Source organism: Pseudomonas sp. DTU12.1 (assembly GCF_009873475.1).
GTDB classification, from domain to species: domain Bacteria; phylum Pseudomonadota; class Gammaproteobacteria; order Pseudomonadales; family Pseudomonadaceae; genus Aquipseudomonas; species Aquipseudomonas proteolytica.
Genome location: NZ_CP045254.1, coordinates 3,783,666 through 3,805,630, shown reverse-complemented (window position 1 = coordinate 3,805,630; position 21,965 = coordinate 3,783,666). Strand labels below are relative to the sequence as shown.

The following is a 21,965-nucleotide window of genomic DNA, read 5'->3' as shown; positions in this document are numbered from 1 at the left end:
AGCAAACGTATTTTTTTGAGCGCTGATCTGCTTCTTCGCACGCGATCCAACCAGTGGGTAGCTACCTTGAGGTAGTTTTATTGTTCTCTGCCCGGTTGCGAGTGGCGGCTTGCGCCGTACCCTGCGAAGCACATCTTCTCCAAAAAAATCTGTTAGCTGCGTCTCTGCCGTGTTGTTTTTGTTATGTCAGAGTCGGTACGTCTTATTTTTATTAGGTTTGGTGCTTTTTATTCTTGTTATGCCATAGAGATAGCAGAAGCCGTGCCAACTTTTAAAAAGCCTTTAAAATCAATGATTTAATTTTTTAGTAGGAAATTTACTTCAGAGAATGCGACAAAATATGTTCCCGTGTTACCCGATGTGTAGCCGCGAGGTAACACATCGCCACGGGCACGCTACTCAACTGGCGCTACGGGCCCTGGCCACGCGTGAGCCGGTGGGGCGGCCGAGTACCGAACAGATCTGCTGGCCCGCCACCAGGAGCTTGTCCATGTCGATACCGGTCTCGATGCCCAGGCCGTTGAGCAGGTACAGCACGTCCTCGGTGGCCACGTTACCGCTGGCGCCCTTGGCATAGGGGCAGCCGCCGAGGCCGGCGATAGAGCTGTCGAACACGTTGATACCTTCCAGCAGGCTGGCATACAGGTTGGCGATGGCCTGCCCGTAGGTGTCATGGAAATGCCCGGCAAGCTTTGCCCGTGGCACGTCCTTGCCCACCACCTCAAACATACGGCGCGTGGCGCCGGCGGTGCCGGTGCCGATCGTGTCGCCCAGAGACACCTCGTAACAGCCCATGGCATACAACTCTCGGGCCACGGCGGCGACTTGTTCCGGCGCCACCTGGCCCTCGTAAGGGCAACCCAGCACGCAGGACACATAGCCGCGCACGCTCACCCCCTGTTGCTGCGCCGCCGCCATGATCGGCGCAAAGCGCTCCAGGCTCTCGCTGATGGAGCAATTGATATTGCGCTGGGAAAACGCCTCCGACGCCGCGGCAAACACCGCGACCTCCTTGACCCCGGCCGCCAGCGCGTCCTCGAACCCGCGCAGGTTCGGCGCCAGCGCGCCGTAGATCACGCCCGGCTTGCGCTGGATCTGCGCAAACACCTCGGCTGAGCCGGCCATTTGCGGCACCCACTTGGGCGAGACAAAACTGCCGACTTCGATGTAACCCAGGCCCGCCGCACTGAGGGCGTCGACCAGTTGCACCTTGTCGGCCACGCTGATGGGCTGTGCTTCGTTTTGCAGGCCGTCGCGCGGGCCGACTTCGACCAGGCGCACATGGGAGGGGAGAGACATGGGATCTACCTTTTTATTGGGGTTGGCCGACCTGGCTCTGGATCGTCTGTTCCAGGGCCTGGGTGCAACGTTCTTCAGCGGTGTCCAGTTCCAGCTTCATCTGTTCGATGTCCAGTAACTGTTGTTCCAACTGCTCACGGCGTTCGCTGATCTTCGCCAGCATGCTGTGCAATTGCTTTTGATTGCCGCTGGTGGGGTCGTAGAGTTCGATCAGCTCGCGGCACTCGGCCAGGGAAAAACCGATGCGCTTGCCACGCAGGATCAGCTTCAGGCTGACTTTGTCCCGAGGCGAATAGATACGCTCCTGGCCACGGCGTTCGGGGCTCAAAAGGCCTTGTTCTTCATAGAAGCGAATGGCCCGGGTGGTGATGTCCAACTCGCGGGCCAGGTCGGAGATGCTGTAGGTCGTGCTCATGGTGGCGCTCAAGGAGGGTCTCGGCGCTACGCTAATGGCTGCTTGACGTAAACGTCAAGCGAATCAAGCCCATTGCAGGAGCCGGCAAGGTCAGGTCGATTGCTGGTCCAGCTTCTTCTCACGCGCCGTGACCTGCTGGCACAGTTCGATCATCTGTTCGCGCATCCAGCGGTTGGCCGGGTCCTGGTCGGTGCTTTCATGCCAGTACAGGTGGGTTTCCACCGGTGGCACATCATTGACCGGCAGGTTGAACGAGTGCAGCTCGTTACGCCTTGCAAAGCGCTCGGGCACGGTCATCACCATATCGGTCTGCTGCAATACCTGGGAGGCCATCAGGTAATGCTGCGAACGCAGGGCGATCTTGCGCTGGATCCCCATCTTGCCCAGGGCCAGGTCGACGTGGCCCAGGCCATTGCGTCGGCTGGAAATATGAATATGGGTCAGCGAGAGGTAGTCATCCAGGCTGAATTTTTCTTTGCCCGCCATCGGGTGGCCCTTGCGCATGGCACACACGTAGCGGTCTTCCATGAGCTTGACGTGGCGCACTTGCGGGTCGGTGTTCAGGGGCGCGTCCACCGCAAAATCCAGGCGGCCGGCGGCCAGTTCCTTGGTGGTTTCACGGCGCTTGGACAGGAAGCTTTCGATGATCACCGTGGGCGCCAGGCGGCGCAGGCGCTGGAACAGCGACGGCAGGATCACCGCTTCAGTGAGGTCGGTCATGCTGATGCGGTAGGTCTTGGCTGCCTGCAAGGGGTTGAAGATCCGACTCTCTTGCACCGACACCCGCAACAGCGACAGCGCATTGCGCACCGGGCCAATGATGTTCTGGGCCATGGGTGTCGGCACCATGCCTTGGGCAGTCCGCACGAACAGCGGGTCGTTGAAGGTCTCGCGCAGGCGCGCCAGGGCGTTTGATACCGCCGGCTGGGTAATGCCGACGATCTGCCCGGCGCGGGTCAGGTTGGCTTCGGTGTAGATCGCGTCAAACACGATGAAAAGATTGAGGTCGACCTTGCTCAGATTCATTTCGTTGCGCTCTTCTTGTTAGGTTTTCATACGCCGATCATATATCGGTGATGAATGTTAATACACGCCGAGAATAGGCTAGGTAAATTATCAGCGCTGTTCTAGCATCGATTGCATGACCTAAACAACCTCTCAAAGAAGGGAGCTGCTCATGGATTTTGCCTATTCACCCAAGGTTCAGGAACTGCGTGAACGCGTCACCGCGTTTATGGATGCTTACGTTTACCCAGCCGAACCGGTGTTTGAGCGCCAGGTCAGCGAAGGTGATCGCTGGCAGCCCACCGCCATCATGGAAGAGCTCAAAGCCAAGGCTAAGGCCGAAGGCTTGTGGAACCTGTTCCTGCCGGAGTCCGAGCTGGGCGCGGGCCTGACCAACCTGGAATACGCGCCGCTCGCAGAAATCATGGGCCGCTCCTTGCTCGGCCCGGAGCCGTTCAATTGCTCGGCACCCGACACCGGCAATATGGAAGTGCTGGTGCGCTACGCCAACGAAGAGCAGAAACAGCGCTGGCTGGAGCCGCTGCTGCGCGGTGAGATCCGCTCGGCGTTTGCCATGACCGAACCGGATGTGGCGTCCTCCGACGCCACCAATATGGCCGCCCGCGCCGAACGCCAGGGTGACGAATGGGTCATCAACGGCAAGAAGTGGTGGACCTCCGGCGCGTGCGACCCGCGTTGCAAAATCCTCATCTTCATGGGCCTGAGCAACCCGGATGCGCCGCGTCACCAGCAACACTCGATGATCCTGGTACCGGTAGATGCGCCCGGGGTGAAAATCGTCCGGCCGCTGCCGGTGTTCGGCTACGACGACGCGCCCCATGGGCATGCCGAAGTACTGTTCGACAACGTGCGCGTGCCGTACGAAAACGTGCTGCTGGGTGAAGGCCGCGGCTTTGAAATTGCCCAGGGGCGCCTTGGCCCAGGACGTATTCACCACTGCATGCGCTCCATTGGCATGGCTGAACGCGCCCTGGAATTGATGTGCAAGCGTTCTGTCAGCCGCACCGCCTTTGGCAAGCCGCTGGCGCGCCTGGGTGGCAATATCGACAAAATCGCCGACTCGCGGATGGAAATCGACATGGCACGCCTGCTGACCTTGAAAGCGGCGTACATGATGGACACGGTGGGCAACAAAGTGGCGAAAAGTGAAATCGCCCAGATCAAGGTCGTGGCACCGAATGTGGCACTCAAGGTGATTGACCGGGCGATCCAGATCCATGGTGGTGCCGGGGTGTCCAATGACTTCCCGCTGGCCTACATGTACGCCATGCAGCGTACCCTGCGCCTGGCCGACGGCCCGGACGAAGTGCATCGGGCGGCGATCGGCAAGTTCGAGATTGGCAAATATGTGCCTAAAGAGCTGATGCGCAGCGGTCAGTAACACCACGCCGGCCTTATCGCGGGCAAGCCCGCTCCCACATTCTGTGTAGGAGCGGGCTTGCCCGCCATAGCGGTGGGCCAGTCAACCCCAGTCTTCAGGCGTCAGTAAACCCAGACCTCCACCCGGCGATTCTTGATCCGCCCCTCATCCACGGTATTCGCTGCCACCGGCATCTCGGCGCCAAAGCCGCGGATGTCGCGCAACACCACGCCACTCTTGACCAGCTCGCGACGCACCGCCATCGCCCGCAACTTCGACAATAGGTCGGCGCGCTGCGGGTCATCCTTGGCGTCACCAAACCCCACCAGTGTGACCCGCTTGTCCCGTTTGTCGTGGCTGCTTATATAAGCCACCACCCGTGCCAGGTCCTGGCGTGCCTTGTTGTCCAGGCTCGCACTGCCTTCTTCGAAGCGAAAATTCACGTTCAGGCGTTGTGCCTCGCGAGCGATGGCCTGGTAGGCGTCCGGCATCGGTGGCCGTGGCTGCACGCTGATAGCCTGGACCTGTTGGGCGATAAACCCGTTGGCGGCAACGATGGCCTGGCCCTGGGCGCTCTGGGCAAAGTCCACCAGCGCCTGCGCCCAGGCATTGCTGTTGCTGGGCGGCAGGTAGAAAAACAAGCGGCGCGACAGGGGGTAGTCCTCGGTGGCGATCAGGCTGTTCGCCGGCAACATGGCTTGGGAGTCACCATCACTGATGGCTGCGGCCTTGGCCTGCCGCACGTAGGGCAGGCCGATGAAGCCGATGCCCTGCGGGTCGCGGCTCACCGCATCGGACAGTTGCTCGCTGGACTCAAAACGTTTGGCCGCGCTGTCGAGGGTTTTACCGCGAGGGTTGAGCACCAACTCCTTGAAGGTGTCGTAGGTTCCGGATTGATCATCACGGGCATACAGCCGGATCTTCCCGCCGGTGCCGCCCAAGGCTTCCCAGGTGCTGGTTTCACCACTGAAAATCTTCGCCAGTTGTTCGGTCGTCAAGGTCTGCAAGGGGTTACGTGGATGCAGGATGATCGCCAGGCCGTCGATGGCAATTACCTGTTCGGCGCCGGGGCTTTTCAGGTCGCCCAGGGGTTCAAGCTCCACCAACTCGCGGTCCTTGATCGGGCGCGACGCGGCGGCCAGGTCGGCTTCGGCATTTTTCAGCGCGGCAAAGCCGGTGCTGGAACCATGGGCGGCGATTTCTACCAGGACCCGTTTGCCTTGGGGGCTCGTGCCGACGAGGCGCTGCTCATTGGGGTGGTTCGTCGGTTCACTGTGCACGGCCTTCAGGCCCTGTTGCACCATCAAACCCTTGATCAGCGCCGGGCCCAGCGCCGCGCCAATGGTGTTGGAGCCCTGCAGGCGCAGGGCCGGACCCTGTTCGGGAAAGGGCAGGGGCGTTGCAACGACCGAAAGAGGGAAGGTGCTACACAGAACCAGCAGGTACAGAACGCGCAGCATCATGCCGCCACCTTCTCAAGCCAAAGGACGTGCGGGCAGATTAAGTCAGTAAGGTTGCCAGAATATGACTGACGGCCAATTGAACCCAATGTGGGAGCTGGCTTGTGTGGGAGCGGGCTTGCTCGCGAAATCGGTGGGTCAGTCGCTGGATGTGTTGAATGACATACCGTATTCGCGAGCAAGCCCGCTCCCACATTTCTTGATGGTGTTGCCGCAAAAATCAGCTCAGTTCCAGCCAGATCGGCGCATGGTCCGACGGTTTTTCCAGGCCGCGCAGTTCGTAGTCCACGCCCGCATCCTTGATCCGTGGCAGCAGGCCATTGGAGGCCATGATCAGGTCGATGCGCAGGCCACGCTTGGGTTCATCTTCAAAGCCACGGCTGCGGTAATCGAACCAACTGAAGCGATCCGCCACATCCGGGTTCAGGTGCCGGAAGCTGTCGGTCAGGCCCCAGTTTTTCAGGCGCGCCATCCATTCGCGTTCTTCCGGCAGGAAGCTGCATTTGCCGGTCTTCAGCCAGCGCTTGGCGTTGTCGGCACCGATGCCGATATCGCAATCCTCAGGGGAAATGTTCACATCACCCATCACCACCAACGCCTGGTCATTGCTGAACTGGGTTTCCAGCAACTGTTGCAGGTCTTCGTAGAAGCGCTGCTTGGCCGGGAACTTGGTGGGGTGATCGCGGCTTTCGCCCTGTGGGAAATAGCCGTTCATGATGGTGATCGGGTTGCCGTGTTCATCGGCAAAGGTGCCCCAGATAAAACGGCGCTGGGCATCCTCATCGTCGCTGGCAAAACCCTTGTGCAGGGCCAGCGGCTCTTGGCGCGAGAGCAGGGCGACACCGTAGTGGCCTTTCTGCCCGTGGTAGTACACGTGGTACCCCAGGGCTTGGACTTCAGCCAGCGGGAACTGGTCGTCGTGGACCTTGGTTTCCTGCAGGCCGATCACGTCCGGTTGATGTTTGTCGATCAGGGCCGCCAGCTGATGAGGCCGGGCACGCAGCCCGTTGATATTGAAGGAGACGATTTTCATGGTCGGCAGTCCAGTCTGGCAAAAGGGCGATGCTAGCCGACAAGTCGGACGGGGGCCAGCGTGGCGGTAGGACAGATGCACTGCTAATGTCTCTCAAGGAGCCAATGGCACGGAACGACTCAGTTGCCCCGGGCTCGTAACAATAAGAGCGCGGCCTTTTGAGTTGCGCCCAGGGGAGATACAACTGATGCCTGACACTAGCACCGCCATTGCCCAGGTCCACATGCTCGATAGCGGCTATTCCCGCGAAGCGCGCTCGTTGCTGTACCACGCCTATCGCCATGAGCCGACCTTCGCCTACCTGTTTGAAGCCGAACGCTCCGGGTACGAGCAGCGGGTCAGGGCTACGGTGCGCGAACTGGTCAAGCAACATTTTCTCCAGGAGCTGCCGGCGATCGGCCTGCTGGTCAATGACCGCCTGATCGGCATCGCCCTGATTGCCCCTCCGCAACGGCGCCTGGGCATCACTGAAAGTTGGGCCTGGCAATTACGCATGTGGTTGAGCACTGGCTTGAGGTGTACCCGGCGTTACCTCGAATACCATCAGGCGGTGTTGGCGTGCCTGCCGTCCGAGTCGGTACACGTGTTGCCGCTATTGGGGATTCACCCGCAATTCCAGGGCAAGCATTACGGCGAGCAACTGCTCGAAGCCGTGCATAACTGGTGCGCCGAAGACCCGCATTCTCAAGGGGTGGTGCTGGACACCGGCAATCCGCTCTACCTGGAATTCTATAAACGCCAGGGCTATGACGAAGTGGGCGAGGTGGCTGTAGGACCTATCCTGGAACATGTGTTTTTTCACCCAAACCCCCAAGTGTTACAACCTGCAACGCCTTAACGCAGAATTATTCAGACAATTCCCGGTTCTAAGGTGCTCCCCAGCTCGTGTAGCATCCGCGCCTATGAAGTTTTCCAATAGATTTACCAGCGGCTTGATTCTGCTGTTCACAAGCTGCGGCGCCTTGGCGCAAAGCGAGTTGGACGTGCGGGTCAAACCTTCAAACGATGCGCTGAAGGCCAATATCGAAGGCTATATCGGCGGGGTTGGCGAGCGTGATGAGGAGGCCTTGCTGCGCTTCAGTCGCGGTGCCGAGGAGCAGGCGCGCAAGGCCGCCCAGGCACTGGGCTTTTATCAGCCGCAGATTGCCAGTGAGGTAAAGGCCGGCAAGAACCCGCGCCTGATCCTCAGCATCGACCCTGGCGAGCCCGTGCATTTGCGTAATGTCACGATTCGGGTGGACGGCCCGGCGGCAGAGCTCAAATCCTTTCGCGTGCCCGATAGCCAAGACCTCAAGTCCGGCGCCGTACTCAACCATGGTCATTACGAAGACGCCAAGCGCCTGATCCAGAACCAGGCCTCGCGCTTCGGCTATTTCAGTGGCCGTTTTACCCAGCAGAAACTGTCTGTCGATCCCCAGGCGGGCGTGGCCGATATCGAGCTGGTCTACGACAGCGGCCCGCGCTACACCCTCGGCAAGGTCAACTTTGCCGGCGATACCCCCTTTGATGAAGAACTGTTGCAACGCATGGTGCCGTTCCAGAGTGGCACCCCTTACGATTCCGAGCTGATTGCCGAGCTGAACCAGGCCCTGCAGTCGAGCGGTTATTTCGAGGGCGTGCGGGTGGACGCGGCCCCGGCCGCAGCGGCCAATGATGTGATCCCGGTGGCAGTCCAGCTGGAAACCCGCAAACCCCGGACCATGGGCCTGGGCCTGGGTTTTTCCACCGACGTCGGCCCGCGCGGCAAGGCCAACTGGACGCGGCACTGGGTCAACCCCCAGGGGCATAGCTATGGCTGGGAGGCGGAACTGTCGGCGCCCCGGCAGAACGTCGGCCTGTGGTACGACATCCCCCTCGACCCGCCACTGACCGACAAGCTGCGCTTTGCCGGTGGCTACCAGAACGAAGAACTGGCCAACACCGACACCCTCAGCAAACTGCTCACCCTCGGCCCGGAATGGCACAGCAAGTTGCCCAGCGGCTGGACACGGGTGATCTCGCTCAAATGGCAGCGCGAAGAATATCGCCTGGGGGATGACTCCGGCTTGAGCAATTTGCTGATGCCGGGAATCAGCTATTCCTACCTGCGCAGCGACAACCGCATCGACCCCCATAACGGCTATCGCCTGCAGTTCGATACCAAGGTGGCTAAAGAGGGGCTGGGCTCGGACACCAACCTGCTGTACGGCACCGCGATGATCAAGGGCTTGACCACGGTGTGGGACAAGCACCGCTTCCTCGGCCGTGCACAGTTTGGCGGCAGCGCCACCAACGGCTACAAGTCGGTGCCGCCGTCCCTGCGCTTTTTTGCCGGTGGCGACCAGAGCGTGCGTGGCTACGAGTACCAGACCCTGTCCCCGGAAAACAACAAAGGCGACCGTATCGGTGGCCGCTATATGGTGGCCTTGAGCGCCGAGTATCAATATTCCATCGCCGAAAAATGGCGGATCGCGACCTTTGTCGACCAGGGCAATTCCTTTAACAGCCTTGAGTTGCCGAGCCTGAAAACCGGGGTCGGCATCGGCGTGCGCTGGGTGTCGCCAGTCGGCCCGATTCGCCTTGACCTGGCCCATGCCCTGGAAGATCCGGGCGGCGTTCGTTTGCACTTTTCCATGGGGCCTGAGCTGTGAAGCGTGGTTTGAAAATAGCGGGTCTGAGTGTGGTGGCGCTTGTCGCCTTGGTGCCCCTGGCCGTGTGGAGCGTACTGGGTACGCAAGTCGGCAGTCGCTGGGCACTCGGCCAGGTTCCGGGGTTGAGCGTGGACAACTTCCAGGGCCACCTGGGCGGGCAATGGAGCGCCGACCATCTGCTGTGGCAGCAGGACAGCAGCCGCGTGGAACTCAATGCGCCGAAATTCGACTGGTCGCCGGCGTGCCTGCTGCGCATGACCTTGTGCATCCGGCAACTGGACGTGGAGCAGGTGAGCCTGCAGTTCCCACCCAGCACCGAAGAAAGCAGCGGTCCGATTACCCTGCCAGACTTGAACCTGCCCCTGGCCATCGAACTGGGCGACGTGCGTGTAGGCAGCCTGCTGTTCAACGGCAGCGAAGAACTCCAGGGCCTGCAACTGGCGGCCCATTGGACCGCCGAAGGAATGCAGATCGACGCGGTGCACCTGCAGCGCGACGGCCTGGTGCTGGACCTCAGCGGTATGCTGCAACCAACCGGTGACTGGCCGCTGACGGCGACCGGTAACCTGAGCCTGCCCTACGCTCCGGGTGGCGCGCCATGGGCCGTGGCGCTGAACGTCACGGGTGATTTGCTCAAGACCCTCAAGCTCGACGCCGACAGCACGGGCTACCTGCCCGCCAAGCTCAAGGGCGAACTGCAACCTCTGGTCGAGAACCTGCCGGCGCAACTGCAGATCACCGCCGATGGCTTCAAGCCCGCCGCCGACTTGCCGGACACCCTGCAGCTCAACCAACTGGACCTGACGGCCAAGGGCGACCTGGGCAAGGGCTATCAACTGTTGGGCAAGGCCGTATTACCCGCAGAAAAGGGCCCGGTTGACCTGTTGCTGCAAGGCCGGGTCGACGCCAAGGGCGCACAGATCGCCGGCCTTGACCTGAATGCCGGGGATAAGCAGAGCCTCAAGCTCAGTGCCCAACTGGATTGGCAGCAGGGCTTCAGCGCAGATGCAAAAATCGACTGGCTGGATTTCCCCTGGCACCGCCTGTACCCGCTGATTGACGAGCCGCAAGTGGTGTTGCGTACCTTCAACGGCGAAGTCTCCTACAAGGACGGCAATTACCTGGGCAATCTCAAGGCCGACCTCGATGGGCCGGCCGGCAAGTTCAGTCTGGTTACGCCATTCAGTGGCGACCTGACCCAAGTGTTCCTGCCAGAACTGAAACTGGTTGCCGGCCAAGGCAAGGCCGAAGGCCACCTGAACCTGCAATTTGCCGATGGCATCGCCTGGGATACGGCGCTTGACCTGTCGGCGATCAACCCGGCGTACTGGGTCGCGGAACTGCCGGGCACGCTCGCCGGGCCGCTGCGCAGCCAGGGTGAAATGAAAAACGAACAACTCAAGCTCACCGCTGACCTTGATCTGAAGGGGCGTTTGCGCGGCCAGCCCGCCGTGCTGGCGGCCAAGGCCGAAGGCGCGGGTGAGCAATGGACCCTGGCCAACCTGGATATCCGCCTGGGTGACAACCGTATCAATGGCAGTGGCAGCCTGCAACAGCGCCTGGCCGGGCAGATCGACATCAAGCTCGCACGCCTGGCCCAGCTCTGGCCGCAGTTGCGTGGGCAGGTCAATGGGCGGCTCGATGTGGCCGGCACTTTAAAGGCCCCCCAGGGCAAGCTCGACCTCAAGGGCCAGCAACTGGTGTTTGAAGACAATCGCCTGCAAGCCCTCAGCCTGGACGCGACACTTGATAGCGCGCAACGGGCGAAGATCGACCTCAAGGGCAGCGGCATCCAGGCCGGTGACACCCAGCTCGGCACCCTGACCGCCAGCGCCCAGGGCGATATCAAAAGCCAGAAAGTCCAACTGGACCTGATGGGCCCCCTGGTCAAGCTGGCCCTGGCCCTGGACGGCACGCTCGACAAAGGCAACTGGCGCGGGCGCCTGGCCAGTGGTGATGTACAGGCCGGTGGCCAGGACTGGAAACTGCAGGCCCCGGCAAAAATCGAGCGTATGGCCGACGGCAAGCTGAGCTTCGCTGCCCATTGCTGGGTCTCCGGGCCCGCCAGCCTGTGTGGCGAAGACCAGCGGCTGATGCCCGATCCCAAGCTGCGCTACCACCTCAAGCAATTCCCCATCGACAGCCTGGCGCAATGGCTGCCCAAGGATTTTGCCTGGCAGGGCAAGCTCAACGCCGATATCCAGCTCGACCTGCCGGCCAGTGGCCCCAAAGGCCTGATCGCGGTGGATGCCAGTGGCGGCACCCTGCGGGTCAAAGACAAGGACCAGTGGCTGGATTTCCCCTACGACACCCTCAAGCTGGAAACCACGCTCAACCCTACGCGCATCGATACCCAGCTGAATTTCCGCGGTGGCAAACTCGGTGAGTTGCTGTTGCAGGCACAGCTCAACCCCTTGGCGAAAAACAAGCCGATCTCTGGCAACTTCAGCCTCACCGGCCTGGACCTGGCGGTAGCGCGACCGTTTGTGCCGATGGTGGAAAAACTCAGCGGCAAACTCAACGGCAGCGGGCGTATTTCCGGCGGGCTGCTGGCGCCGCAGGTCAACGGCAATATCAACCTGATCGCGGGCGAGATTTCCGGGCCCGAACTGCCGATCAGCCTTGAGGGCCTGAACGTGCAGGCACTGATTGCCGGTGAAAGCGTACAGCTCAACGGCGGCTGGCGCAGCGGCAAGGCCGGGCAGGGCAGCCTCAAGGGCCAGATCGACTGGGGCCGGGCCCTGATCGTTGACCTCAGCCTGCAGGGTTCGCAATTACCGGTTACGGTCGAACCCTACGCCAAGCTGGAAGTGGCGCCCGACTTGAAGATCAGCCTCAAGGACGACAAGTTGGCGATCGCCGGTAATGTCCACATCCCGCGCGGTGATATCACCGTGCGCGAATTGCCGCCTTCGACGGTCAAGGTCTCGGATGACACGGTGATCGTTGGCAGCCAGACCGAAGAAGGCAAGCCGCCGATGGCCATGGCCATGGATATCAACGTGGTGGTGGGCGAGGATCAGCTCAACTTCGCGGGCTTCGGCCTCACGGCCAAGGTCCAGGGCCGGGTGCATATCGGCGATAACATGGACACCCGTGGCGAACTCTGGCTCAACGACGGCCGTTACCGTGCCTACGGCCAGAGACTCGATGTGCGCCGTGCGCGCCTGCTGTTCGCCGGGCCGCTCGACCAGCCGTATCTGGATATCGAAGCCATCCGCAAGACCGACGACGTGATCGCGGGTATCCGCCTGAGCGGCAGTGCCGAGCAACCCACCACGCAAATCTTCTCGGAACCGGCCATGAGCCAGGAGCAGGCGCTGTCCTACCTGGTGCTGGGCCGTCCGTTGAGCACCACCGGTGAAGACAACAACATGCTGGCGCAAGCGGCGCTGGGCCTGGGGTTGATGGGCAGTGCCGGGGTGACGTCGGACATTGCCAAGAACCTGGGAATCCAGGACTTCGAACTGGACACCCAGGGCAGCGGCAACAATACGGCGGTGGTGGCCAGCGGCAAGATCACCGAAAAGCTCAGCTTGCGTTACGGCGTGGGGGTGTTTGAACCGGCCAGCACCATCGCCTTGCGCTACCTGCTGAGCAAGCGGGTGTATCTGGAAGTGGCCAGCGGCGTGGCAAGCTCCCTGGATATCTTCTACAAACGGGATTTCTGACGCTTAAACGTCAATCAAATTGTGGGAGCTGGCTTGCCTGCGATAGCGGTGTGTCAGTCACTATCTCTAGTGGCTGACACACCGCTATCGCAGGCAAGCCAGCTCCCACATTTGTTTTGTCGTGGATTCAGAACCTTCCCATGGCTCCAGTCATCGCCTGATTACCAAGCAACCTAACTATTTATTTGACATTCGCTGCCTAGGCAGTAATATTTGGTCACATATTCACTGCCTAGGCAGTAATAAGGTGACTTTCGATGAAACACTTCACCCCGGAAAACTTCCACAACTGCCACCTCGGCCTGTTGCTGGGGCGTGCCGCGATTCTCAAAGACCGCATCATCGACACCCATATGGAACCCCACGGCATCACCGCCGCGCAGTTCAAGGTGTTGATCATCATGGCCCAGTTCGGTGTCGATACCCCGGCGGAGCTGTGCCGTAACCTGTCCCTGGACAGTGGCTCGATGACCCGCATGCTCGACCGCCTGGAGCAAAAACACCTGCTGGCACGCAAGCGTTCCGAGCAGGACCGGCGCCAGGTGCAGCTTGTGTTGACCGCCGACGGCCAGCGCCTGGCGGACATGTTGCCGCAGATCGGCGCCCAGGCCCTGAACCAGCTGGCTGGCGTACTCGAACCGGGGGAATTGCAGACCCTGGAATACATCCTCAAGAAAATCCTGATCGCTGCGGGTGACCCCATCACCCTGCAACGGGTCGGGACTCAATGAACACGCCAGTCACGCGCGCTGAATAACGCAAGGTATTTGTCATGGCTACTGCCCAAGCAAACAACACCGCACCCTCCCAACCCGACGACAGCAACCCGCGCAAACGCAAGATCATGTTGCTGGGCCTGGCGCTGATCGTCGTGCTCTGCGTCGTGGGCGTCTGGGGCTGGCACGAGCTCTATGGCCGTTGGAGCGAAAGCACCGACGACGCCTACGTGAACGGCAACGTGGTGGAAATCACCCCGCTGGTCACCGGCACCGTGGTCAGCATTGGCGCCGATGATGGCGACCTGGTCCACGAAGGTCAGGTGCTGATCAACTTCGACCCCAACGACGCGGCCGTCGGCTTGCAAAGTGCCCAGGCCAACCTGGCACGCACCGTACGCCAGGTGCGCGGCCTGTACAGCAATGTGGATGGCATGAAAGCCCAGGTTCAGGCACAAAAAGCCCAAGTGCAAACTGCCCAGGACAACTTCAACCGCCGCAGGATCCTCGCCCAGGGTGGCGCGATTTCCCTGGAAGAACTGTCCCATGCCCGTGATGCCCTGAGCGCGGCGAGCAACTCACTGGCCAACCTGCAACAGCAACTCAATACCTCCACCGCGCTGGTGGATGACACGGTGATCTCGTCCCACCCGGATGTGCAGGCCGCTGCCGCGCAGTTGCGCCAGGCCTACCTGACCAATGCGCGCAGTACCTTGATCGCCCCGGTCACCGGCTATGTGGCCAAGCGCACCGTACAGCTGGGCCAGCGGGTCGAGCCGGGCACGGCGTTGATGGCGGTGATTCCCCTGGACCAACTGTGGATCGACGCCAACTTCAAGGAAACCCAACTGCGCCAGATGCGCATTGGCCAGCCGGTGGACATCGAGGCCGATATCTACGGCAGTGATGTGAAATACAGCGGCACCGTCGACAGCCTCGGCGCCGGCACCGGCAGTGCGTTTGCCCTGCTGCCGGCACAGAACGCCACGGGTAACTGGATCAAGATTGTGCAACGGGTGCCGGTGCGCATCCATATCAATGCCCAGGAGTTGGCCCAGCACCCGTTGCGGGTGGGGTTGTCGACCCAGGTGGAAGTCAACCTGCACGACCAGAGCGGCCCGGTGCTCGCGCAACAACCGCCGCAAAAGGCCTCGTTCAGTACCAATGTGTACGACCGCCAGTTGGCCGAGGCCGACGCGATGATCACCCAGTTGATCCATGACAACAGCGTGGCCGCGCCCAAGGCAGCACAACGCTGATGAGCAATAACGCCTCCTTCACGCCGCCCAGCTTGCTGATGGCCACCATTGGCCTGTCCCTGGCGACCTTTATGCAGGTGCTCGACACCACCATCGCCAACGTGGCGCTGCCGACCATCTCTGGCAACCTGGGGGTGAGTTCGGAGCAGGGCACCTGGGTCATCACCTCATTTGCCGTGAGCAATGCCATTGCGCTGCCTTTGACCGGCTGGTTGAGCCGGCGCTTTGGCGAAGTGAAGCTGTTTTTGTGGGCCACGCTTCTGTTTGTGCTGGCCTCGTTCCTGTGTGGTATCTCCACTTCGATGCCCGAGCTGATCGGCTTCCGGGTGCTGCAAGGCCTGGTGGCGGGGCCGCTGTACCCGATGACCCAGACCTTGCTGATCGCCGTCTATCCACCTGCCAGGCGCGGCATGGCCCTGGCACTGCTGGCGATGGTCACGGTGGTCGCGCCGATTGCAGGTCCCATTCTTGGCGGCTGGATCACCGACAGCTACAGCTGGCCGTGGATCTTCTTCATCAACGTGCCCATCGGGATTTTTGCGGTGATGGTGGTACGTTCGCAGCTCAGGAAGCGGCCTGTGGTCACCAGCCATCAGCCGATGGATTATGTCGGCCTATTGAGCCTGATCGTCGGGGTCGGTGCCTTGCAGATCATCCTCGACAAGGGCAACGACCTGGACTGGTTCGAATCCAATTTCATCATCATCGGCGCGGCCATCTCGGTGATCGCCCTGGCGGTGTTCGTGATCTGGGAAATGACCGACAAACATCCGGTGGTCAACCTACGCCTGTTTGCCCACCGTAACTTCCGCATCGGCACCATTGTGCTGGTGCTGGGCTATGCCGGGTTCTTCGGGATCAACCTGATCCTGCCGCAATGGCTGCAGACGCAGATGGGCTACACCGCCACTTGGGCCGGTTTGGCCGTGGCGCCGATCGGCATCCTGCCGGTGCTCATGTCGCCTTTTGTCGGCAAGTACGCACACAAGTTCGATTTGCGGCTGCTGGCCGGCCTGGCGTTCCTGGCGATTGGCCTGAGCTGCTTTATGCGCGCCGGTTTCACCAATGAAGTGGACTTCCAGCACATCGCTCTGGTGCAACTGTTCATGGGCATCGGTGTGGCGCTGTTCTTTATGCCGACCTTGAGCATCCTGATGTCCGACCTGCCGCCGCACCAGATCGCCGACGGTGCGGGCCTGGCGACCTTCCTGCGAACCCTGGGCGGCAGCTTTGCGGCATCGTTGACTACCTGGATCTGGATTCGCCGGGCTGACCAGCATCATGCCTACATGAGCGAGAGCATGAGTGTGTACGACTCGGCCACCCGCGAGGCGCTGAACACCCTGGGCGGTGCGGGCCACAAGGCCTATGCGCAACTGGACCAGGTGCTCACCAGCCAGGCATACATGATGTCCACCGTGGACTATTTCACGTTGCTGGGGTGGATGTTCATGGGCTTGATCCTGCTGGTGTGGCTGGCCAAGCCGCCGTTTACCGCGAAGGCAGGGCCGGCGGCGTCGGGTCACTGATCTTGCAGCGCACGCGGTCAAAAATGTGGGAGCGGGCTTGCTCGCGAATGCACTGTGTCAGTCACCTAAGGTGTCGACTGACACAGCGCATTCGCGAGCAAGCCCGCTCCCACATTTGATTCGTGTTGTTTGTAAGTCAGGCGCCAGGCAACGCCAACTGCGGGTTGACGAAGTCAAACGCCGCCAATTGAAACCCTTGCTCATCCACCTGCAACGCCCAGCCTTGCTTGTCCCAATCCCCCAGCACAATGCGCTTGGCCGCCTGCTCGCCAATCTGCAATTTGTGAATGGCCGGGCGGTGGGTGTGGCCGTGGACCAGGGTGCGCACGCCGAACTGCTGCATCACCCGTGGCACTTCCTCGGGCGTCACATCGACAATATCGTTGGCCTTCATGCGCGTCTGCGCACGGCTTTCACTGCGCAGCTTGCGCGCCAGTTTATGGCGAGTGCGCAAGGGCAGGTGGCGCAGGGTAAACAACACAATGGGGTTACGCAGGATGCGCCGCAGCTTCATATAGCCGAGGTCGCGGGTACACAGGCTGTCGCCGTGCATCAACAGCACGGGCTCGCCATACATCTGCACTACGCTGGGGTCCTTGAGCAAGGTCGCGCCTGCTGCTTTGCAGAACGCCTTGCCGATCAGGAAATCCCGGTTGCCATGCATCAGGAATACTTGGGTGCCACTGTCGCTCAACTCACGTAGAGCGGTGCAAATCGAACGCTGGAAAGGGGTCATGCCATCGTCGCCAATCCAGGCTTCGAAAAAGTCCCCCAGGATGTACAACGCTTGCGCGCCACGGGCGCGGCCGTGGAGTAAATCCAGAAACGCCCGGGTAATATCCGGGCGCTCCTCTTCCAGATGCAAATCTGAAATCAGCAATATCACGCAATGATCTCGGCTTTCTCGATGATCACGTCTTCTGCTGGTACGTCCTGGTGGCCGGACTTCATGGTGGTGGAGACACCCTTGATCTTGTCCACGACTTCGGTGCCTTCGATGACTTTACCGAATACCGCGTAGCCCCAACCCTGTACGGTCTTGGCGCTGTGGTTCAGGAAGCCGTTGTCGGCCACGTTGATAAAGAACTGCGCGGAGGCCGAATGCGGCTCCATGGTACGGGCCATGGCGACGGTGTGCTTGTCGTTGGAAAGACCGTTGTCCGCTTCGTTCTGGATGCTTGGGCGCTTGTCTTTCTTTTCTTTCATGCCAGGCTCGAAACCGCCGCCCTGGACCATGAAGTTGCCGATGACACGGTGGAAAACAGTGTTTTCGTAGTGGCCGGCTTTAACGTATTCGATGAAGTTGGCGACGGTGAGCGGCGCTTTCTCGGCGTTCAGTTCGATGACGATGTCACCGTGGTTGGTGCTCAGTTTGACTTGAGTCATGTTCACTACTCTTTCAAGGAATTCGTGGGTTCTGGCGTGTCACACGCCAGCACCTGTCTGGCAAGACATTGCCAAGGCGCGCAGTTTAGCGTGCCCTGCAGGAATTTCGAGGTGGTTTTTTACCGCCCATGCAATAAATGCAGCAGTTTTTGAGCATGCCCTGTCAGGTGCTTGACAGCATCGGCTATGATAAGCCCTTTGTTTGTCTGGCCTGACCCGGCCACGTACCTGTCTGTTCAAGGATCCTATGAGCAAGCCCACTGTCGACCCTACCTCGAATTCCAAGGCCGGACCTGCCGTCCCGGTCAATTTCCTGCGCCCGATCATCCAGGCGGACCTGGATTCGGGCAAGCACACGCAGATCGTCACCCGTTTCCCGCCTGAGCCCAACGGTTACCTGCACATCGGCCACGCCAAGTCGATCTGTGTGAACTTCGGCCTGGCCCAGGAGTTCGGTGGCGTCACGCACCTGCGTTTCGACGACACCAACCCGGCCAAGGAAGACCAGGAATACATCGACGCCATCGAAAGCGACATCAAGTGGCTGGGCTTCGAATGGTCCGGTGAAGTGCGCTATGCCTCCAAGTATTTCGACCAGTTGTTCGACTGGGCCGTGGAACTGATCAAGGCCGGCAAGGCCTATGTTGACGATCTGAGCCCGGAACAGGCCAAGCAATACCGTGGCACCCTGACCGAGCCGGGCAAGAACAGCCCGTTCCGCGACCGTTCGGTAGAAGAGAACCTGGACTGGTTCACCCGCATGCGCGACGGTGAGTTCCCGGACGGTGCCCGCGTACTGCGCGCCAAGATCGACATGGCCTCGCCGAACATGAACCTGCGCGACCCGATCATGTACCGCATCCGCCACGCCCATCACCACCAGACCGGTGACAAGTGGTGCATCTACCCCAACTACGACTTCACCCACGGTCAGTCGGACGCCATCGAAGGCATCACCCACTCCATTTGCACCCTGGAGTTCGAAAGCCACCGTCCACTGTACGAATGGTTCCTCGACAGCCTGCCAGTACCGGCGCATCCGCGTCAGTATGAATTCAGCCGCCTGAACCTCAACTACACCATCACCAGCAAGCGCAAGCTCAAGCAACTGGTCGATGAAAAACACGTGTTCGGTTGGGATGACCCACGCATGTCGACCCTGTCGGGCTTCCGCCGTCGCGGCTATACCCCGGCATCGATCCGCAACTTCTGCGAGATGGTCGGCACCAACCGCTCCGACGGCGTGGTCGACTTCGGCATGCTGGAATTCAGCATTCGCCAGGACCTGGACCACAATGCCCCGCGCGCCATGTGTGTGCTGCGTCCGTTGAAAGTCGTGATCACCAACTACCCGGAAGGCCAGGTCGAGAACCTCGAACTGCCGCGTCATCCGCAAAAAGAAGAACTGGGCGTGCGCAAGCTGCCGTTTGCCCGTGAAATCTACATCGACCGCGATGACTTCATGGAAGAGCCGCCAAAAGGCTACAAGCGCCTGGAGCCCAACGGCGAAGTGCGCCTGCGTGGCAGCTACGTGATCCGTGCCCTTGAGGCGATCAAGGACGCCGATGGCAACATCGTCGAACTGCGTTGCTCGTACGATCCCGACACCCTGGGCAAGAACCCTGAAGGCCGTAAGGTCAAGGGCGTGGTGCACTGGGTGCCGGCAGCCGCCAGCGTCGAGTGCGAAGTGCGCCTGTACGATCGTCTGTTCCGTTCGGCCAACCCTGAGAAGGCCGAAGACAGCGCCAGCTTCCTGGACAACATCAACCCTGACTCCCTGCAAGTACTTACGGGTTGTCGTGCCGAGCCATCGCTTGGCGACGCACAGCCGGAAGACCGTTTCCAGTTCGAGCGCGAAGGCTACTTCTGCGCAGATATCAAGGACTCGAAACCAGGCGCTCCGGTATTCAACCGTACCGTGACCTTGCGTGATTCGTGGGGCCAGTGATCAAGTCTTAAGGGAAACATCGTGCTAACGATCTACAACACGCTCAGCAAGACCAAAGAAGTCTTCAAGCCGCTGGATGGCAACAAGGTGCGCATGTACGTGTGCGGCATGACCGTGTACGACTACTGCCACATCGGCCATGGCCGCAGCATGGTCGCCTTCGACCTGGTGACCCGCTGGTTGCGTTTTAGCGGCTACGACTTGACGTACGTGCGCAACATCACCGACATCGACGACAAGATCATCAATCGCGCCAATGAAAACGGCGAGTCGTTCGACGCGCTGACCGAGCGCATGATTGCGGCCATGCACGAGGACGAGGCGCGCCTCAACATCCTCAAGCCGGACATGGAGCCGCGTGCCACGGACCACATCCCTGGCATGCACGCGATGATCCAGACCTTGATCGACAAGGGCTACGCCTACGCCCCGGGCAATGGCGACGTGTACTACCGCGTCGCCAAGTTCATGGGCTACGGCAAGCTGTCGCGCAAGAAAATCGAAGACCTGCGCATCGGCGCGCGCATCGAAGTCGACGAAGCCAAGCAGGATCCGCTGGACTTCGTGCTGTGGAAAGGCACCAAGCCGGGCGAGCCGAGCTGGGAGTCGCCGTGGGGCGCCGGGCGTCCGGGCTGGCACATCGAATGCTCGGTGATGTCCACCTGCTGCCTGGGCGAGACCTTCGACATTCATGGCGGCGGCAGCGACCTTGAGTTCCCGCACCACGAAAACGAAATCGCCCAAAGCGAAGCGGCCACCGGCAAGACCTACGCCAACGCGTGGATGCATTGCGGCATGATTCGCATCAACGGCGAGAAGATGTCCAAGTCCTTGAACAACTTCTTCACCATCCGTGACGTGCTGGAAAAGTACCACCCGGAAGTTGTGCGTTACCTGCTGGTGTCCAGCCACTACCGCAGCGCCATCAACTACTCGGAAGACAACCTCAAGGACGCCAAGGGCGCCCTGGAACGTTTCTACCATGCGTTAAAAGGCCTGCCAGTTGTTGCGCCGGCCGGTGGCGAAGCATTTGTCGAGCGCTTCACCAGCGTGATGAACGACGACTTCGGCACCCCCGAAGCCTGCGCCGTGCTGTTCGAAATGGTCCGCGAGATCAACCGCCTGCGCGAGAGCGATCTGGATGCAGCGGCTGGTTTGGCGGCACGTTTGAAAGAGCTGGCCAGTGTGCTGGGCGTGCTGCAAATGGAAGCCGACGACTTCCTGCAAGCCGGCGCCGAAGGGCGTGTGGACGCAGCCGAAGTCGACGCACTGATCCAGGCCCGCTTGAATGCCCGTGCCAACAAGGACTGGGCAGAATCCGACCGCATCCGCGACCAACTCACCGCCATGGGCGTGGTGTTGGAAGACGGGAAGGGCGGGACGACCTGGCGCTTGGCTGACTGACGGCTGATTGCTTCAAGCTGAATAAAAACGCCCCGACTGGTTCGGGGCGTTTTTGTGTGTGGCGGTTTTGCGATTCAACGTTGCTCGATCGCATACCGGCTTTGGACAAACCCATTGTCCGAGGCCCAGGTATCGATGTGGCGAAGCTCACATTCGTGCCCGATTTGACCGAACAACGGAATCCCCTGACCTAGCAGAATCGGAATACGGGTGATGATCAACTCATTGAGCAGGCCTGCTTCAAGAAATGCCTGGATGGTCTGGCCGCCGTCGATATAAAGATGTTTCATGCCGCGCTCGGCCAGTTGCTCGACAAGTGTGCTCACCTCGGCTGCCAAGACCTCCACCTTGCCCTGTAGATGCGCAGGAATCTGCAAGGTCTGGTGAGACAGCGCTATGACCGGTGTGCCCTCATAGGGCCACTCTGGAAAGGACAGTACTTTTTCCAGGGTCTTACGCCCCATGACCAACCCGTCAACCGTTGCGATGAAGCGTTCATACGTGATGCCGTTCAAGCCCGAGCTGTCATATTCCGGTCGGTGCAACCACTCAATATCCCCATCTGGCCGGGCAATAAAACCGTCAATGCTTGTTGCGATAAAGACGGAACATTTGATCCTCACCGGCGGTAAAACTCCTTTTTTATCAAGTGGGATCGAGAAGGTATCACTTTAGCGCCTGCACGTTGGCGGCGAATGGGAACGACGTGGCGGTTGAGCCGACGCAAGATCCTCCGAAGCGTTGATCAACAACGTCTTTGCATCTGTTCCTTTGCGCACGATGAAGATGCCATGGTCTTCAGCAGACCACTTTGTTTCAGTAGGAGGGT

At 60.5% G+C, this 21,965-nt stretch carries 17 protein-coding genes; 9 read left to right on the top strand and 8 right to left on the bottom strand.

The window, feature by feature from the left end; all coding sequences use genetic code 11:
- Positions 1–399: 399 nt before the first annotated feature.
- From GDV60_RS16625 to GDV60_RS16615, 3 genes are all read right to left on the bottom strand, one after another.
- The gene (locus GDV60_RS16625) at positions 400–1,299 is read right to left on the bottom strand and encodes a hydroxymethylglutaryl-CoA lyase (protein ID WP_070995483.1); all 900 of its coding nucleotides are present in this window, start codon (positions 1,297–1,299) and stop codon (positions 400–402) included.
- 13 nt (positions 1,300–1,312) lie between these two features.
- Complete coding sequence (locus GDV60_RS16620) at positions 1,313–1,714, bottom strand: MerR family DNA-binding transcriptional regulator (RefSeq protein WP_029298346.1); 402 nt, start codon at positions 1,712–1,714, stop codon at positions 1,313–1,315.
- A gap of 90 nt (positions 1,715–1,804) precedes the next feature.
- Positions 1,805–2,740 carry a LysR family transcriptional regulator gene (locus GDV60_RS16615; protein WP_029298344.1) on the bottom strand — a complete coding sequence of 312 codons (936 nt, stop codon included), beginning with the start codon at positions 2,738–2,740 and terminating at the stop codon, positions 1,805–1,807.
- 151 nt (positions 2,741–2,891) lie between these two features.
- On the opposite strand from GDV60_RS16615, the gene GDV60_RS16610 reads away from it, so the two are divergent.
- Positions 2,892–4,121, top strand: a complete 1,230-nt coding sequence (locus GDV60_RS16610) for an acyl-CoA dehydrogenase (RefSeq protein ID WP_029298342.1) — start codon at positions 2,892–2,894, stop codon at positions 4,119–4,121.
- Between the two features lie 101 nt (positions 4,122–4,222).
- Here the strand turns inward: GDV60_RS16610 and GDV60_RS16605 are convergent, their stop codons facing one another.
- Together GDV60_RS16605 and xthA are read right to left on the bottom strand one after the other, a co-directional pair.
- The gene (locus tag GDV60_RS16605) at positions 4,223–5,563 is read right to left on the bottom strand and encodes a substrate-binding domain-containing protein (RefSeq protein WP_159908123.1); all 1,341 of its coding nucleotides are present in this window, start codon (positions 5,561–5,563) and stop codon (positions 4,223–4,225) included.
- A gap of 217 nt (positions 5,564–5,780) precedes the next feature.
- The gene (gene xthA / locus GDV60_RS16600; protein ID WP_104910396.1) at positions 5,781–6,593 is read right to left on the bottom strand and encodes an exodeoxyribonuclease III; all 813 of its coding nucleotides are present in this window, start codon (positions 6,591–6,593) and stop codon (positions 5,781–5,783) included.
- A gap of 187 nt (positions 6,594–6,780) precedes the next feature.
- Between xthA and GDV60_RS16595 the strand changes: the two genes are divergently transcribed.
- The 6 genes from GDV60_RS16595 (at position 6,781) to GDV60_RS16570 (ending at position 16,398) form a co-directional block, all read left to right on the top strand.
- Entirely contained in the window at positions 6,781–7,431 is a 651-nt protein-coding gene (locus GDV60_RS16595) for a GNAT family N-acetyltransferase (RefSeq protein WP_029298336.1), read from the top strand.
- A 64-nt stretch (positions 7,432–7,495) separates the two neighbouring features.
- Positions 7,496–9,223: an autotransporter assembly complex family protein gene (locus GDV60_RS16590; RefSeq protein WP_070995480.1), complete on the top strand. Its 1,728-nt coding sequence runs from the start codon at positions 7,496–7,498 to the stop codon at positions 9,221–9,223.
- On the top strand, positions 9,220–12,894 hold the full coding sequence (locus GDV60_RS16585) for a translocation/assembly module TamB domain-containing protein (protein ID WP_159908121.1): 3,675 nt from the start codon (positions 9,220–9,222) through the stop codon (positions 12,892–12,894). Before GDV60_RS16590 ends, GDV60_RS16585 begins: the two co-directional genes overlap by 4 nt.
- Positions 12,895–13,151: 257 nt before the next feature.
- Positions 13,152–13,625, top strand: coding sequence for a MarR family winged helix-turn-helix transcriptional regulator (locus GDV60_RS16580; RefSeq protein WP_029298330.1), 474 nt, complete (start codon positions 13,152–13,154; stop codon positions 13,623–13,625).
- 41 nt (positions 13,626–13,666) lie between these two features.
- Entirely contained in the window at positions 13,667–14,869 is a 1,203-nt protein-coding gene (locus GDV60_RS16575) for an efflux RND transporter periplasmic adaptor subunit (protein ID WP_159908119.1), read from the top strand.
- Positions 14,869–16,398, top strand: a complete 1,530-nt coding sequence (locus tag GDV60_RS16570) for a DHA2 family efflux MFS transporter permease subunit (RefSeq protein WP_159908117.1) — start codon at positions 14,869–14,871, stop codon at positions 16,396–16,398. Before GDV60_RS16575 ends, GDV60_RS16570 begins: the two co-directional genes overlap by 1 nt.
- Positions 16,399–16,534: 136 nt before the next feature.
- Here GDV60_RS16570 and lpxH read toward each other — a convergent pair whose 3' ends face one another.
- Together lpxH and GDV60_RS16560 are read right to left on the bottom strand one after the other, a co-directional pair.
- A complete protein-coding gene (gene lpxH / locus GDV60_RS16565; RefSeq protein ID WP_159908115.1) occupies positions 16,535–17,284 on the bottom strand; it encodes a UDP-2,3-diacylglucosamine diphosphatase in 750 nt (249 codons plus the stop codon).
- Complete coding sequence (locus GDV60_RS16560) at positions 17,281–17,784, bottom strand: peptidylprolyl isomerase (protein ID WP_159908113.1); 504 nt, start codon at positions 17,782–17,784, stop codon at positions 17,281–17,283. Before GDV60_RS16560 ends, lpxH begins: the two co-directional genes overlap by 4 nt.
- 247 nt (positions 17,785–18,031) lie before the next feature.
- Here GDV60_RS16560 and GDV60_RS16555 point away from each other — a divergent pair, with 247 nt between their 5' ends.
- Positions 18,032–19,732: a glutamine--tRNA ligase/YqeY domain fusion protein gene (locus GDV60_RS16555; protein WP_029299467.1), complete on the top strand. Its 1,701-nt coding sequence runs from the start codon at positions 18,032–18,034 to the stop codon at positions 19,730–19,732.
- A gap of 21 nt (positions 19,733–19,753) precedes the next feature.
- Positions 19,754–21,136 (top strand): cysteine--tRNA ligase, encoded by a 1,383-nt coding sequence (gene cysS / locus GDV60_RS16550; protein WP_029299468.1) that lies wholly within the window; start codon positions 19,754–19,756, stop codon positions 21,134–21,136.
- A gap of 74 nt (positions 21,137–21,210) precedes the next feature.
- Here cysS and GDV60_RS16545 read toward each other — a convergent pair whose 3' ends face one another.
- The gene (locus GDV60_RS16545; protein ID WP_159908112.1) at positions 21,211–21,759 is read right to left on the bottom strand and encodes a dihydrofolate reductase family protein; all 549 of its coding nucleotides are present in this window, start codon (positions 21,757–21,759) and stop codon (positions 21,211–21,213) included.
- Positions 21,760–21,965: the final 206 nt, after the last annotated feature.

Bases quoted from the DNA above. Each gene is read 5' to 3' on its own strand.
- GDV60_RS16625 (WP_070995483.1), bottom strand. From the start codon at position 1,299: ATGTCTCTCCCCTCCCATGTGCGCCTGGTCGAAGTCGGCCCGCGCGAC.
- GDV60_RS16620 (WP_029298346.1), bottom strand. From the start codon at position 1,714: ATGAGCACGACCTACAGCATCTCCGACCTGGCCCGCGAGTTGGACATC.
- GDV60_RS16615 (WP_029298344.1), bottom strand. From the start codon at position 2,740: ATGAATCTGAGCAAGGTCGACCTCAATCTTTTCATCGTGTTTGACGCG.
- GDV60_RS16610 (WP_029298342.1), top strand. From the start codon at position 2,892: ATGGATTTTGCCTATTCACCCAAGGTTCAGGAACTGCGTGAACGCGTC.
- GDV60_RS16605 (WP_159908123.1), bottom strand. From the start codon at position 5,563: ATGATGCTGCGCGTTCTGTACCTGCTGGTTCTGTGTAGCACCTTCCCT.
- xthA (WP_104910396.1), bottom strand. From the start codon at position 6,593: ATGAAAATCGTCTCCTTCAATATCAACGGGCTGCGTGCCCGGCCTCAT.
- GDV60_RS16595 (WP_029298336.1), top strand. From the start codon at position 6,781: ATGCCTGACACTAGCACCGCCATTGCCCAGGTCCACATGCTCGATAGC.
- GDV60_RS16590 (WP_070995480.1), top strand. From the start codon at position 7,496: ATGAAGTTTTCCAATAGATTTACCAGCGGCTTGATTCTGCTGTTCACA.
- GDV60_RS16580 (WP_029298330.1), top strand. From the start codon at position 13,152: ATGAAACACTTCACCCCGGAAAACTTCCACAACTGCCACCTCGGCCTG.
- GDV60_RS16575 (WP_159908119.1), top strand. From the start codon at position 13,667: ATGGCTACTGCCCAAGCAAACAACACCGCACCCTCCCAACCCGACGAC.
- GDV60_RS16570 (WP_159908117.1), top strand. From the start codon at position 14,869: ATGAGCAATAACGCCTCCTTCACGCCGCCCAGCTTGCTGATGGCCACC.
- GDV60_RS16560 (WP_159908113.1), bottom strand. From the start codon at position 17,784: ATGACTCAAGTCAAACTGAGCACCAACCACGGTGACATCGTCATCGAA.
- GDV60_RS16555 (WP_029299467.1), top strand. From the start codon at position 18,032: ATGAGCAAGCCCACTGTCGACCCTACCTCGAATTCCAAGGCCGGACCT.